The following is a 13,810-nucleotide window of genomic DNA, read 5'->3' on the forward strand; positions in this document are numbered from 1 at the left end:
GTTATGGACAGCGCCCTGCATGACCTGCTGAAATCGGTCGACACGCCCACGGTCTGCAACGCCATCGAGGTCGCGCAGGGCAAGCGCGGGTTCAACGGCTTTACCCGCGGCACGATGCTGGCCTCGGACCCGGATGGTGTGATGGTCGGCTATGCCCGCACCGCCCGTATCCGCGCCGTGGCCCCGCCGACCGAAGCACCGGAGGTGATCAAGGCACGGCGCATGGCCTATTACCGCTACATGTCCGAGGGGGATCGCCCCTCCGTTTGCGTGGTGCAGGATCTGGATGTGCCCGCCGCCATCGGCGCCTATTGGGGCGAGGTGAACACCAACATCCACAAGGCGTTTGGTCTGGCCGGAACGCTCACCGACGGGGTGATGCGCGATCTGGGCGACGTGGCCGAAGGCTATCCGGTGGTCGCCGGGTCCATCGGCCCCAGCCACGGCTTTGTGCACGTGGTGGATTACGACACGCCCGTGCGCATCTTTGGCCTGGACATCCGACCCGGTGATCTGGTCCACGCGGACCGCCACGGTGCCGTTGTGGTGCCGGAGGACGTGATCCCGCACCTTGCTGATGCCATCGCGACCCTGATGCGGTCCGAGGCCATCGTGTTCGACGGGGTCAAGGGCAAGCGCGTGACCTTTGACGAATTCGAAAGCATCTGGGCCGCGTTCGAGGCTGCGCGCACGTGACCCGCTGGGCAGCGGCGCTGATGCTGCTATGTCTGCCCTGCATGGGGATGGGGCAGACGATGGAACTGGAACCCGACTGGGAATATGTGGCCGACACGGTCATGGGCGGTGTCTCGCAAGGGGCCGCACGCCTTGAGACAGTGGACGGGCGGCAGGCCACGCGCCTGACCGGCACGGTGTCGCTCGACAACAATGGGGGCTTTGTCCAGATCGCGTTTGATCTGGCGGGTGGCGCGGTGTTCGATGCGTCCGGCTATACTGGCATCGCCCTCGATCTGCGCGGAAACGGAGAGGACTACGACATCCGCTTGCGCACCGACGCGCTGACCCGACCCTGGCAATCCTTTCGCACCAGCGTGACGGTCCCGCCCGCGTGGACAACCCTGCGGCTGCCCTTTGCGGCCTTTGTGCCCCACCGCACCGACGCCGCGTTCGATCCGTCCCGCCTGCGCCGCATCGGCATCCTCGCCATCGGCCGCGAGATGCAGGCCAACATCGCCGTGTCCGGCGTGCGCCTCTACCGCTAGTCGCGCGGCGCGGGCGCGCCCCCTTCGAAATTGTTGCCATTGACATAGTCGCAAGGCGGCTCCTGCATCTGCAAATGCAACCCGTCCCCGGTAAAGGGATGCGCGCGCGCCAGGTCTTCGTCCACCTCGATGCCCAGACCGGGCGTGTCGGGCGGTGTGATGAACCCGTCCTCGACCCGAATGCTGCCCTTGATCAGCTGGTCGTGGAACGATGTCTCGATCGTCTCGCACATCAGAATGTTCGGAATCGAGGCCGCCAGATGGATGTTCGCCGCCCACTCCACCGGCCCGGCATAAAGATGCGGCGCCATCTGCGCATTGTAGACCTCGGCAATGGCGGCAACCTTCTTCATCTCCCAGATGCCACCGGCACGGCCCAGGGCGGGCTGCACGATGGGCGCCGCACCGCTGCGCAGCACGGGCGCAAACTCGGCCTTGGTGGTCAGCCGCTCGCCCGTGGCCACAGGGATGCGCACCGCGCGCGCCACCTTGGCCATCTCCTCGACCGCATCCGGCGGAATGGGCTCTTCGAACCACAAGGGGCTGTAGGGCTCCAGCGCCTGACCCAACCGGATGGCCCCAGCGGTCGTGAACTGCCCATGCGTGCCAAAAAGCAGATCGGCCCGGTCGCCCACGGCGGCGCGGATCGCCTTGCAGAACGCCACCGACAGCGCAATGTCGCGCATCCCCGGCATATGCCCGCCGCGCATCGTGTAAGGCCCCGCCGGGTCGAACTTCACCGCGGTATAGCCGCGCGCGACACAGTCCAGCGCCGCCTCCGCCGCCATCTCGGGTGATGTCCAGAACGCGTTCAGATCATGATGCGGCAACGGATAAAGGTAGGTATAGGCCCGGATCCGGTCGTTCATCCGCCCGCCCAGCAGCGCATGCACAGGCCGCCCGCGCGCCTTGCCGAGGATGTCCCAACAGGCAATCTCCAACCCCGAAAACGCGCCCATCACCGTCAGGTCGGGCCGCTGCGTGAACCCCGACGAATAGGCGCGGCGGAACATCAGCTCGATGTTTTCCGGGTTCTCGCCCGCCATGTGCCGATCAAACACGTCCTCGATCACGCCGCGCATCGCCTCCGGCCCCACCGACGCGGCATAACACTCGCCCCAGCCGACAATGCCATCATCCGTGGTCAGCTTGACCAATATCCAATAGCGCCCGCCCCACCCCGGCGCAGGCGGAGCGGTCACGATGATATCCAGATCTTTCAATTTCACCGCACAGGCTCCTTCATCTTGCCAAATAAACTCCGGGGGGCCCGAAGGGCGGGGGCTGGCCCCCTCCTACCTGTCAAACAGGATAACGTTCCGCCGTGCCGTGCCGGATTTGGTGTCTTCGATGGCCTCGTTGATCTGGTCCAGAGACCAGCGGCCAGAAATCAGACTGTCCAGCTGCAACCGCCCCTGTTGATAAAGGTCGATCATCCACGGAATGTCGCGCTGGATCACTACGTCCCCCATCTTGGAGCCGACCATGCCCTGACCCGTCGCGGCCAGCATCACCGGCTCGTATTCCGTCATGGCACCCGAATGCGGCATGCCGACCATGATCACCTTGCCGCCTCTCCCGAGGTAACGCGGCGCCTGTTCATAGGCGGGGATAGCCCCAACCGTGACGATCACCGCCTCGGCCCCCTTGCCCCCCAGCGCCTTGTAGCTGGCGCGCCAGGGCGATTTGACCGTCGCCAGCACGCCATGGGTCGCACCAAAGGCCTTGGCGTCCTCCAGCTTGTCCTCGGTCATGTCCACGGCCACGATGCGCCGCGCCCCGGCAATGCGCGCGCCCTGAATGGCGTTCAGGCCAACGCCGCCCGCGCCGATGACCACAACGTCCTGACCGGCGCGCAACCCGGCGGCATTCACCACGGCACCCACGCCGGTGATCACGCCGCAGGCGATGAGGGAGGCGGCCTCTTTCGCGATGTCGCCGGGGATCTTGACCAGTTGTTTCTGGTCCACCACCACCTTTTCGGCAAAGGCCCCGCAGGCCATGGCCTGATGCAGCTTGGTGTCGTCCCGAGTGCGGATCGGGCCCTTGTCGCCGTCATAGGGCGTCTCGCAGATCGTGGGCTTGCCGCCCGCGCAGGACGGGCAGGTGCCGCAGGACCGGATCAGCGTGACAACCACGTGATCGCCTGGCGTGAGCCCGGTGACGCCCGTTCCAACCGCGCTGACGACGCCTGCCGCCTCATGGCCGTAGACCGCAGGCAGGCTGCCGCCCCATGCCCCGCTGGCATAAGAGATGTCGGAGTGGCAGATTGCCACCGCATCCAGCGTCACCTCGACTTCGCCCATCTCTGGCGCGCGCAGCAGGATGTCCTCGACCACAAGCGGCGCGCCGAATTCGTGGCACACGGCGGCTTTGATTGTTTGCATATTCGTCCCTTGCTCCGCCGCGTTTGAGTTACGGCGGTTTTGATCCCGTTCCGGTTTTCACGGACGGTGCCGCAGGATCCCTGGCACTGCAAGACAGTTTCCGACGTTTCAGGACCCAAGCGTGTCGCTGATGTCCGCGGGTTTCACCGATCTGTGCGTGATCAGGAACACCATCAGCGCCACGGCGACCAGCGCCCCGGCCAGAAAGAACGGCGCGCCGGGGATGTACAGATCGGCATCCGCCTTGGTGAATGTATAGAACATGCTGGTCATCATCAGCGGCGACAGGATCGTGGCAAGTGCCGCGATCGAGGTCAGCGCCCCCTGCAACTCGCCCTGTTGGTCGTCGCCCACGGCCTTGGACATGATCCCCTGCAGCGCGGGCGTGATCACCGCAGGCAACGCCGCGATAGGGGTCAGGATCAAGAGCAAGGTGCCCGAACTGACCACGCCGATCAGCAGGAAGACGCCAACATCCGCGACATGCCCATAGATGACCGCCCCGCGTTCGCCCAGCACCCGCAGGATCGGGCGGATCAGCCCCCCCTGCACGATGGCCATGGACACGCCGAACAGACCCAGCGACAGCCCCACCATCCCCGGCGACCAGTCAAACCGCTCGGCGGTGTAATAGGCCCAGATCGACGGATACACGACAAAGGCCACCTGGTAGATGAAGAACACCAAGAGAAGCGGCCCCAGACCGGGCAGGCGGCCCAGTTGCCAGAACACGCCCAGCGGGTTGGCGCGCCACCACGACATCGGACGGCGGATGCGGTCATTCACGGTTTCGGTCAGCACCAGATAGCCAAAGACCGCGTTGGCGGCCGCCAGGGCTGCGGCGGCATAGAACGGTGCGCGGGTGCCGTATTCGGCCAGAAACCCGCCCATGACCGGCCCCAGCACGAACCCCATGCCAAAGGCGGCACCGATCAGGCCGAAATTCGCGGCCTTCTCCTCGGGTGCCGAGATGTCGGCCATATAGGCATTGGCGGTCGACTGCGTGGCGGCGGTGATACCGCCCACGACCCGGCCCGCAACCAGCAGCCACATGGAACCGGCCACCGCCATCACCAGATAGTCGGCACACAGCACCACCAGCGACGACAGCAGCACGGGCCGCCGCCCGAACCGGTCCGACAGCGCGCCCAAAAGAGGGCCGAACAGGAACTGCATCGCGGCAAAGGTCGTGGCCAGCACACCGCCCCAGAGGGCGGCGGTGCCAAGGCCCGTGCCCTGCACTTCCTGGATCAGGTCGGGCATGACCGGCACGATCAAACCGATCCCCATGGCATCGATCATCACCGTCAGCAGGATAAAGAGGACCGGCAGTCTCAAAATGCGGCCACCCTTGCGGCAAAGGCGCGGGCCTCCCGTGGCGCGTCGCCCATTTGCGCCGCCGGTGAAAACAGGTCTTCGGACAGGGCAGGGTGCGCATCCCGCGCCACCTTGCGCAGTGGCGTGCCAGTGACGATGGCCGCGGCCACCAGCGCCTTGGTCTCGGCCTGTGCCTCGGGACGCGGCATCGTCGCGGCCAGAGCAAAGCTGAGCGCTTCGGCGTGCAAAAGGCCCAAGCCGCCCAGATGATCTGCCATGCGCGCAGGCGCGGGCTGCACCTCCGGCAGCAGCTTGGCTGCGGTTTCCACGGCACTGGCGGTGCAGAGCGCGATCTGCGGCAGCACCATCCATTCGGTGAACCACGCCGCGCCATCGCGCTGGTGCTGATGTGCTGCGGCCGCTTGCAGGCTGGCGCGCAGCCCGGCCATCTGGTGCCCGAGGGCAACCAGCACCGAGGGTGCGACGGGGTTCTGTTTCTGCGGCATGGTCGAGGACGACCCGGCACCGCCCAGCGTGACCTCGCCCGTGTCCGACCCGGTCAGGCCAATCAGCCCCTGTCCCAAGCCGGCCAGAGACGCGACCACCTGCGCCATCCACGCCGCGATGCGCAGGATCGGGCCACGGTCCGTGTGCCAGCTGCGCCCCGGATCGCCCAGCCGCAATGCCTCGGCCAAAGCGGCCCGCGTCGCGGCGGCCTCCGGCCCCAGCGCGGCACCCGTGCCCGACGCCCCGCTCAGCGACACCCACAGCGATTGCGCCCGCAGATCCGGCAGCGCCTCAAGCGCATCGGCCAGCGGCGCACCCCATTGCGCCAGAACGGCACCCCAGGACGTGACCGTGGCATGCTGGCCGTAAGTGCGCGCAGGCATGGGCAGATCCGCATGGGCCGCCGCCTGGGTTCCCAGCCCTGTCAGAACATCTCGCAGGCGAGCCTCCAGCGCGCTTAGCGTCTGGCGCAGGCGCAGCATCAGGCCTGTGTCGATGATGTCCTGACTGGTGGCCCCCCAATGGGCGAACTGCGCGTGTTCCGGCGCTTCCATCGCCGCGCGAAAGGCGGTGACGAGGCCCGGCACGCTGACCCCGTTGCGGGCGGTGGCATCCGACAGGCCCGCGGGATCAATCTGCACCTCAAGGCTCGAGCGATGGATAAAGGCGGCGCTCAGCTCGGGGATCACGCCTTGCGCGCCCTGCACCTTGGCCAGCGCGCCCTCGACCAGCAACATGGCGCGCACCTCGGCGCTGTCCGACCACAGCCGCCCGACCTCGCCCGTCGCAAACAGCGGCCCATACAAGGCCGAGGAAAAGACGCTCGCCGCCATGGATCAGATATGCCCCGTGGACGTCAGGAACTGGGTGAGCGTCTCCGCGTATTCCTGCGGCTGCTCCACACAGGGCAGGTGGCCTGCCCGCCGGATCAGGTGAAAGCGGCTGCCCGGCACCAGATCCACCGTCTCGCGCACCAGATCGGGCGGGGTGGCACCGTCCTCGCTGCCCGCAATGCCCAGCGTCGGCAGCCGCAGCGTCGCCGTCGTCGCATAGAAATCCGACCCGGAAATGGCCGCCGAACAGCCCGCATATCCCGCATCCGGCTGCCGCACCAACAGGTTGCGCCACAGCTCAAGCTCGGGTGTGTCAAGGAACGCCCGGGAAAACCACCGCTCCATCGTGGCATCGGCCAGCGCCTCGATTCCGCCGGCCTCGACAGCGGCGATCCGGTCGGCCCACATATCCTTGGTCCCGATCTTGGCACCGGTGTTGGACAGCACCATCGACCGCACCAGATCCAGCCGCTTGACCGCCAGCCCCTGCGCGATCAACCCACCGATGGACAGGCCCACAAAACAAGCCCCGGCGAAGCCGGTGCGCTCCATCAACCGCTCCACGTCGCTGACCAGCGTGCCCATGGCATAGGGCCCATTGGGGCAAGTAGACAGCCCATGCCCCCGCTTGTCATAGCGCAGGATGCGCAGCCCCGCAGGCAGCAGCGGCAGGATCGGATCCCACAGCCGCATGTCCGTGCCGAGCGAATTGGCAAAGACCACCGGCGCGCCATCCTTGGGCCCGTCGATGCGGAAATGCAGGCGAACGTCGCCCAGGTCGGCCATGTGCATGAATGTCAGTCCCTCAGTCGCATATGTGCAATGATCTGCCCGTGATCCGAGGCCAGCTTGTTATAGGGGGCCTCGGCATGGCTGCCATCGGTGAGATGATCGTTCAACACGCTGAAATAGTCCATCTGCCCGATGCTGTCCCTTGCGTCAGGCAGAAAGTGGCGCGACATAAAGATCTGGTCGATGCTCTCATAGACCCCGCCAAACGCTGCCGTATAGACCATGTCCCGCGTGGATTTGCGCACGAACTGTTTTTCCGCCGAATGCAGGCGCACGGCGTCAATGGCCTCGCGGATCTGCACGTCTTCCTCGGCGCTGTAGCGGTCGCGCGGTGTCTCGGCGTCATGGCGCAGCATCCAGGCATAGTTCTTGAACGGATGCTCGCCGCTGATGATTTCCGAACTGACGGCGTGTTCGCCATCGTTGAAATCCCCCATGGCCATGACCGGGTTGCCTGCCTCCAGCTCTGCGACGATGGCGCGGCGCAGCACCCAGGCCTCGGCCATGCGGCGCAGCGACGACCGCACCGCCCCCAGCGCCCGCGCCACGGGATCATATTCGGTCAGGTCGATTTCCGGGGGAAAGGCCGCACCTTCGGGGCGCACGAACTCGCCCAGTTTGGATTTCAGATGGCAATTGAACACGGTGATCACGTGATCCCCTACCGGGACCCGCACCTTGAGGATCGGACGGCTCAGCCGCGTCAGGCGAAAGCTGCCGCCCCCATCCGGTCCCATCGGGCCAAAGTCGATGTCGAGCGGCGTGTCCAGTTCCTGAATGATTTCCGGCGCCCCGACAAATCCCAGCCGCGACAGGATCGCCACGCCGGGACGTCGTTGTCCCGGTGCGCCGTCATTGATGTTGGGTGCCACGGCCAGGCTTGCTTGCGTGTAAGGGCGGTAGGCCAGTTTGCGAAAGATCGCCTTGCGCCGATAGCGCTTGTTCGGACCGGGAATATGGGCGGCATTGCCCTCGGCCCCCTCGCGGTCTGCCTGATCGATGACGTCGCGCAGGGCTGGTTCCTCGAATATTTCCTGAAACCCCACGATATCGGCATCCATCGTCTGGATCTGTTCGGACAGCCAATCGGCCTTCCAGGCGTATTCCTCGGGCGTGTAGCTTTGGAACCGGTAATATTCCTGATCGGGGCCAATCAGGTTCTTGACGTTGAAACTGGCGATGGTGAATTCGGTCATGTCAATGTGTCCAGACTTTGCGCAAATATATCCGGGTCGACATTGCCGCCCGAAATCGTGACGATCACGTCCTCGCCTTCTATGGCGTCCTGCCGACACAATGCGGCAGCAAGGGCCACCGCCCCGCCCGGTTCCGCCACCAGCTTGAGGCGGACAAAGGCCAGCGCCATGGCCCGCAGCGCCTCGTCCTCGGTCACGACCAGACCGGGGCCGCACAGCCGCTGCATGATCGGAAATGTGATGTCGCCCGGCTGCGGAGTGATGATTGCATCGCACAGATTGCCGGAGGTGGCGTTGTTGCGTTCGATCCCGCCCGACCGCAGCGACCGCGCCACATCGTCGAACCCCTCGGGCTCGACCGGGCGCACGCGCAGGCCGGGGGCCTCGGCCTCCAGCGCCAGCGCGATGCCGCCCGTCAGCCCGCCGCCGCCGCAGCACACCAGAACGTCCGCTGCCGTGACACCCACGGCCTGCGCCTGCGCCGCGATCTCCAGCCCCGTGGTGCCTTGACCGGCGATCACTTGCGGCTCGTCGAACGGCTTGATCAGCGTCAGGCCACGCTCTTGCGCCAGCTGCGCGCCGATGATGTCGCGGTCTTCGCTGCCGCGTTCATAAAGGACCACCTCGGCCCCCAGCGCGCGGGTGTTGTCGATTTTCAGCGCGGGCGCATCGCGCGGCATCACGATGACCGCAGGCACCCCGTGCAGTTGCGCGGCCAGCGCCACCCCCTGTGCGTGGTTGCCGCTGGAAAAGGCGATGACACCGCGGCTGCGCACCCGGTCGTCCAGGGCCGACACTGCCGACCACGCGCCGCGGAACTTGAAACTGCCCGTGTGCTGCAGGCATTCCGGCTTGACCCAGACCCTGCGCCCGGCGATCTCGTTCAGAAACGGGGAACTCAGCAACGGCGTTTCGCGGGCATGGCCGGTCAGGCGCTCTGCGGCGGCGCGGATCATCTCGATGTTCATGCCATCTGCTCCATCCAGGTCTTGAGGGCGGCCAGCGCCTCGGGTTCGTCCAGAAAGGGGATATGCCCCCGGTCCGGCACCTCGGCATAGATCATGTCGGGGCGGCGGTCCTGCATCTTTTGTGCCGTCGCACGGGTCAGCAGGTCGGACCCGGCCCCGCGGATCAGGCACAGCGGCTTGCCCGCCAGTGCGTCAAAGAACGGCCAGAGGTCGGCCACGGCACCGCCCGCCTCGACCGCGTCGCGCAGTTTCGGGTCATAGGTGATGTCGAGGCCGTCCGCGGTCTGGGTGAAATGCGTGCGCGCCTCTTGCAGCCAGCGCGCGGGAGGGACGTTCGCAAAACCGTGCAGGACGTGGGGCAGGGCGGCGGCGGCCTCTTCGATGGTGCGGGCGGCGGGGCGGCGGCCCAGATAGGTCATGATCCCGGCAAGCCCGCCCGCGTCCAGTTCCGGGCCAACGTCGTTCAGGGCGGCGCCAAGCAGCCGGTCTGGCGCTGTGGCAGCCAGCCCCATCGCGTTCAACCCGCCCCGCGAGGTGCCAAGGATCGCCGCCGCGTTCAGCGACAGGTGGTCCATCAGCTCCATCACATCGCGGATCTCGATGGGCAGAGTGTAGTTTTGCCAGTTGGCGTCCCGGTCCGATTGCCCGCGCCCGCGGTAATCCATGGCAATCAGGCGGCAGGACGGCAGATGGGGGGCGACGTATTGGAAATCCTGTGTGGTGCGGGTGAGGCCCGGCAGACACAGGAGCGGCAGGCCAGCGCCGCTGTCCTCGAAATAAAGCGACAGCCCGTCCGATGTCTGAAACCGGCTCATGCGCCAGCGACGTCCGGAATGCCGGTCAGATCACCCAGAACGGTGCCGGGCACCGATGGCAGACGGTCCATCGGCTCGCCCGCGCGGTTGACCCAGACGGTCGAGAACCCATAGCCCGCAGCCCCCGCCGCGTCCCAGCCGTTGGACGACACGAACAGCACCTCGTCGCGCGCGCAGCCAAAGCGCGCACCCACCAGGTCATAGACCCGTGCGTCGGGTTTGAAGATGCCCACGCTTTCGACCGACAGGCAATCGTCCAGAACATTGCCGATGCCTGCCGATTGCACCGCCCCGTTCAACATGTCGGGCGAGCCATTGGACAGGATCGCCGTGTTGAGCCCGGCGGATTTGAGGCGCTGCAGCATTGCGGGCACTTCAGGGTAGGCTTGCAGTTCCCAATAGAGCGCCAGCAGGCGCTCGCGCAATGTGAGGTCGTTGTCGTGCCCGGTCTTTTGCAGCGCCCAGTCGAGCCCGTCCTGGGTGACGCGCCAGAAATCGGTGTGATCGCCGGTGATGGCGCGCAGCCATGTATATTGCAGCTGTTTCAGGCGCCACTGTTCGGCAATGTCGGGCCAGGTGTCCTTGATGGCGGCAAAGTCCGGCTCGGCCGCGGCCTGCCGCGCGGCGGCGGCCACATCGAACAGGGTGCCATAGGCGTCGAAGATACAGGTGGTGATTGGCATGGGTGCTCCTTCGTGGGGGCAGTCTGGCACGGTGGACAGACTGGCACGGGGGCGGGCGAACGAAAAGGGGGAAGGTGGGGTTTACCCTACTGCCAATGGCGGGCAGGGTGTGGCACCTGTTTCAAGTGACAGAAAACGTTGGGAGAAGACGAGATGGCCGCAATCAAGGACGGGGATACGGTCCGTATCCATTACACGGGGACTTTGCTGGACGGCACCGTCTTTGACAGCTCGGACGGGCGCGACCCGCTGGAATTTGTTGTGGGATCGGGCCAGATCATTCCGGGTCTCGATGTGGCGCTGCCGGGCATGAGTGCGGGCGAGAAGAAGACCGTGCAGATCCCGTGTGATCAGGCTTACGGCGCAATCAACCCGGCCTTGCAGCAGGGCGTGCCGCGCGATGCGATCCCGGCGGAGATCCCACTGGAAGTTGGCTTGCAGTTGCAGATGCAGACGCCGCAGGGCCAGCCGATGCCGGTTACCGTGGTTGAGGTGGGCGACGAAGAGGTCATGCTGGACGCCAATCACCCGCTTGCGGGCAAGGACCTGAAATTCGATTTCGAAGTGGTGTCCTTCGACGGCGCGTGACGCCGGTCGGACGCTGTTTGCCGTTCCGGCAAAGGCGCCCCGCCCACCGTCCCGTCAGCCACCCGGTTTCAGATCGCGCAAGGTTTGGCCGAGGGTATTGGCCTGGGTTTGCGGTGCGACCGGGTCTGGCCCGGTCAGGGCCAGCGCCCCGGCTCGGCGGACCGGCACCGTGTCGCGCGGCATGTGCCGCACCTCGACCGTTTCTGGCTGTGTCAGCGTTGCCTGGGTCGTGCGGGGTGGCACGTCATGCAGATAGGCCAAAGCGTCCGCCGTTGCCTCGGGGTAGAGGCGCAGCACCGACATCAGCCCGATCCCCGTCAGCGACCACAGCGCGCGGCCCAACCAGCGGGACCGGCGCGCGCGGGCGTTGCGGCGTGCGAGGACGCGGTCGTGGGTATGCTGTGCCGGTTTCATGGCACCGGCATAGCCGCGGGATTCGGCGAAATTTTGACCTAGAGATGGTCAGGCTGCGGCATGCCCAGCACGTGGAAACCGCCATCGACGCGGATGATCTCTCCGGTCGTGCAGGCGCCCGCATCCGAGCACAGGTAGACGGCGGTGCCACCTACCGCCTCGAGCGTCGCGTTGGAGCGCAGCGGGGCGTTCTGGTCGGTGTGCTTGTAGGTCTTGCGCGCGCCGCCGATGGCAGCACCGGCCAGCGTTTTCATCGGGCCGGGCGAGATCGCGTTGACGCGGATGCCTTCGGGGCCGAGGTCATTGGCCAGATAGCGCGTGGCCGATTCCAGTGCGGCCTTGGCCACACCCATCACGTTGTAGTTGGGCACCACCCGGTTTGAGCCTTGATACGTCAGCGTCAGGAGCGTGCCGCCATTGTCGATCATCAGGGGATGCGCGCGGCGCGCCACCTCGATGAACGAATAGGCCGAGATGTCCATCGAATGCTTGAAGTTCGCGCGGCTGGTGTTGAGGAACCGGCCTGTCAGCTCTGCCTTGTCGGAAAAGGCGATGGCGTGCACGACAAAGTCGATCGTGGGCCAGCGTGCGCCAAGTGCGTCAAAGGCCGCATCGAGCGATGCGTCATCGGTGACGTCCACATCGACCATGAAATCCGACCCGACGCTGGCCGCCAGCGGCTCCAGCCGCTTGCCGAATGCCTCGCCCTGGTAGGTAAAGGCCAGCTCGGCCCCCGCCTCCGACAGCGCCTTGGCGATGCCCCACGCAATGGAGCGATCATTGGCCACGCCCATGACGAGGCCGCGTTTTCCCTTAAGCAATTCTGACATATGAAACTCTTACCCGTGAAATCTGGACAGGATCATCGATCCGTTTGTGCCGCCAAAGCCGAATGAATTTGTCATAACGGAATCAAGCCCCGCATCGGCCCGCATCTGCGTCGCGATCTCGGATGGATCGAGCGCGGGGTCGAGCGTTTCGACGTTGATCGACGGCGTGATGAAATCATGCTCCAGCATCAACAGGCTGAAGATCGCCTCGAGCGCGCCTGCCGCACCCTGCGCGTGGCCGGTCATCGACTTGGTCGAACTGACGGGCGGCGTGGTGCCTTGGCCAAAGACGCGGCGTACCGCTTCGATCTCGCCCACATCGCCCACGGGGGTCGACGTGCCGTGCGCGTTGATATAGCTGACCGTGCGCCCTTCGGGCAGCGTTTCGAGGGCTGCGCGCATGGCGCGTTCGCCGCCCTCGCCGGAGGGGGCCACCATGTCGTGACCGTCCGAGGTTGCGGCATAGCCGGTGACCTCGGCATAGATCCTGGCTCCGCGCGCACGCGCGTGCTCCAGCTCTTCGAGCACCACGATGCCGCCGCCGCCCGAAATCACGAACCCGTCGCGGTCGGCGTCAAAGGCGCGGGATGCCTTGGCGGGTGTGTCATTGTATTTCGACGACATTGCGCCCATCGCGTCAAACAGGCACGACAGCGTCCAGTCGAGTTCTTCCGCCCCGCCCGCGAACATCACGTCCTGTTTGCCCAGCATGATCTGTTCGGCCGCGTTGCCGATACAGTGCAGCGACGTGGAACAGGCGCTGGTGATGGAATAGTTGATGCCCTTGATCTTGAACCCCGTGGCGAGATTCGCGCTGATGGTCGAGGACATGCACTTGGGCACCGCAAACGGGCCGATGCGCTTGGTCGCGCCGGTGCTCAGCACGGTCTGATGCGCGGCCAGCATGGCCGAGGTCGATGGCCCGCCGGAGCCTGCGACCAGCCCGGTGCGCGGGTTCACGATGTCGCCTTCCTCAAGGCCCGCATCCGCAATCGCCTGGCTCATCGCGATATGGGCATAGGCCGCACCCGGCCCCATGAACCGCAGCGCGCGCTTTTCAACATGGTCCTTGACGTCCAGCTTCAGCGTGCCGGCGATCTGGCTGCGAAAGCCGTGCTCGACCATGTCTTCGCTGGCGACAATGCCGGATGTGCCCGCCTTGAGACTGGACAGCACTTCGTCCGCATTGTTCCCGATGGATGAAACGATGCCTAATCCTGTGACGACGACCCGGCGCATGGGCGCACTCCTCTGGTA

The 13,810-nt window shown here is 65.9% G+C and carries 15 protein-coding genes; 3 read left to right on the forward strand and 12 right to left on the reverse strand.

All coding sequences use genetic code 11. The features are described 5' to 3' along the window. Nucleotides 1-3 precede the first annotated feature (3 nt). Together Q0949_RS18460 and Q0949_RS18465 are read left to right on the forward strand one after the other, a co-directional pair. On the forward strand, nt 4-696 hold the full coding sequence (locus Q0949_RS18460; protein WP_299375870.1) for an RraA family protein: 693 nt from the start codon (nt 4-6) through the stop codon (nt 694-696). Further along, nucleotides 693-1,223, forward strand: coding sequence for a CIA30 family protein (locus Q0949_RS18465; protein WP_366524057.1), 531 nt, complete (start codon nt 693-695; stop codon nt 1,221-1,223). The genes Q0949_RS18460 and Q0949_RS18465 overlap by 4 nt, the downstream gene beginning before the upstream one ends. Here the strand turns inward: Q0949_RS18465 and Q0949_RS18470 are convergent. The 9 genes from Q0949_RS18470 to Q0949_RS18510 all read right to left on the reverse strand — a co-directional run bounded on the left by Q0949_RS18470 (nt 1,220) and on the right by Q0949_RS18510 (nt 10,721). Continuing rightward, a complete protein-coding gene (locus Q0949_RS18470; protein ID WP_299375872.1) occupies nt 1,220-2,452 on the reverse strand; it encodes a mandelate racemase/muconate lactonizing enzyme family protein in 1,233 nt (410 codons plus the stop codon). The two genes, Q0949_RS18465 and Q0949_RS18470, sit on opposite strands and share 4 nt — an antisense overlap. Before the next feature lie 66 nt (nt 2,453-2,518). After that, on the reverse strand, nt 2,519-3,610 hold the full coding sequence (locus tag Q0949_RS18475) for a Zn-dependent alcohol dehydrogenase (RefSeq protein ID WP_299375874.1): 1,092 nt from the start codon (nt 3,608-3,610) through the stop codon (nt 2,519-2,521). Nucleotides 3,611-3,718: 108 nt separating this feature from the next. Next, nucleotides 3,719-4,948 carry a TCR/Tet family MFS transporter gene (locus Q0949_RS18480; protein WP_299375877.1) on the reverse strand — a complete coding sequence of 410 codons (1,230 nt, stop codon included), beginning with the start codon at nt 4,946-4,948 and terminating at the stop codon, nt 3,719-3,721. Further along, nucleotides 4,945-6,267 carry a lyase family protein gene (locus Q0949_RS18485; protein ID WP_299375879.1) on the reverse strand — a complete coding sequence of 441 codons (1,323 nt, stop codon included), beginning with the start codon at nt 6,265-6,267 and terminating at the stop codon, nt 4,945-4,947. Before Q0949_RS18485 ends, Q0949_RS18480 begins: the two co-directional genes overlap by 4 nt. A gap of 3 nt (nt 6,268-6,270) precedes the next feature. Beyond that, nucleotides 6,271-7,059 (reverse strand): 3-oxoadipate enol-lactonase, encoded by a 789-nt coding sequence (gene pcaD, locus Q0949_RS18490; protein ID WP_299375882.1) that lies wholly within the window; start codon nt 7,057-7,059, stop codon nt 6,271-6,273. A 5-nt stretch (nt 7,060-7,064) separates the two neighbouring features. Continuing rightward, entirely contained in the window at nt 7,065-8,255 is a 1,191-nt protein-coding gene (locus tag Q0949_RS18495; RefSeq protein ID WP_299375885.1) for an endonuclease/exonuclease/phosphatase family protein, read from the reverse strand. Next, nucleotides 8,252-9,223, reverse strand: coding sequence for a threonine/serine dehydratase (locus Q0949_RS18500; protein WP_299375888.1), 972 nt, complete (start codon nt 9,221-9,223; stop codon nt 8,252-8,254). Before Q0949_RS18500 ends, Q0949_RS18495 begins: the two co-directional genes overlap by 4 nt. After that, nucleotides 9,220-10,038: an alpha/beta hydrolase gene (locus tag Q0949_RS18505; protein WP_299375891.1), complete on the reverse strand. Its 819-nt coding sequence runs from the start codon at nt 10,036-10,038 to the stop codon at nt 9,220-9,222. The genes Q0949_RS18500 and Q0949_RS18505 overlap by 4 nt, the downstream gene beginning before the upstream one ends. Continuing rightward, nucleotides 10,035-10,721 (reverse strand): haloacid dehalogenase type II, encoded by a 687-nt coding sequence (locus Q0949_RS18510; protein WP_299375894.1) that lies wholly within the window; start codon nt 10,719-10,721, stop codon nt 10,035-10,037. Before Q0949_RS18510 ends, Q0949_RS18505 begins: the two co-directional genes overlap by 4 nt. Before the next feature lie 153 nt (nt 10,722-10,874). On the opposite strand from Q0949_RS18510, the gene Q0949_RS18515 reads away from it, so the two are divergent. After that, entirely contained in the window at nt 10,875-11,309 is a 435-nt protein-coding gene (locus Q0949_RS18515) for a peptidylprolyl isomerase (protein ID WP_299375897.1), read from the forward strand. A 54-nt stretch (nt 11,310-11,363) separates the two neighbouring features. Here Q0949_RS18515 and Q0949_RS18520 read toward each other — a convergent pair whose 3' ends face one another. Genes Q0949_RS18520 through fabB form a run of 3 tightly spaced genes read right to left on the reverse strand, consistent with a single transcriptional unit; the run spans nt 11,364 to nt 13,792 of the window. Continuing rightward, nucleotides 11,364-11,723 carry a hypothetical protein gene (locus tag Q0949_RS18520; protein WP_299375900.1) on the reverse strand — a complete coding sequence of 120 codons (360 nt, stop codon included), beginning with the start codon at nt 11,721-11,723 and terminating at the stop codon, nt 11,364-11,366. Nucleotides 11,724-11,761: 38 nt separating this feature from the next. Continuing rightward, nucleotides 11,762-12,553: an enoyl-ACP reductase gene (locus Q0949_RS18525; RefSeq protein WP_299375903.1), complete on the reverse strand. Its 792-nt coding sequence runs from the start codon at nt 12,551-12,553 to the stop codon at nt 11,762-11,764. Between the two features lie 9 nt (nt 12,554-12,562). Continuing rightward, nucleotides 12,563-13,792 carry a beta-ketoacyl-ACP synthase I gene (gene fabB, locus Q0949_RS18530; protein WP_299375905.1) on the reverse strand — a complete coding sequence of 410 codons (1,230 nt, stop codon included), beginning with the start codon at nt 13,790-13,792 and terminating at the stop codon, nt 12,563-12,565. Between the last annotated feature and the right edge of the window lie 18 nt (nt 13,793-13,810).

This window comes from uncultured Tateyamaria sp., assembly GCF_947487805.1.
Classification (GTDB): Bacteria; Pseudomonadota; Alphaproteobacteria; order Rhodobacterales; family Rhodobacteraceae; genus Tateyamaria.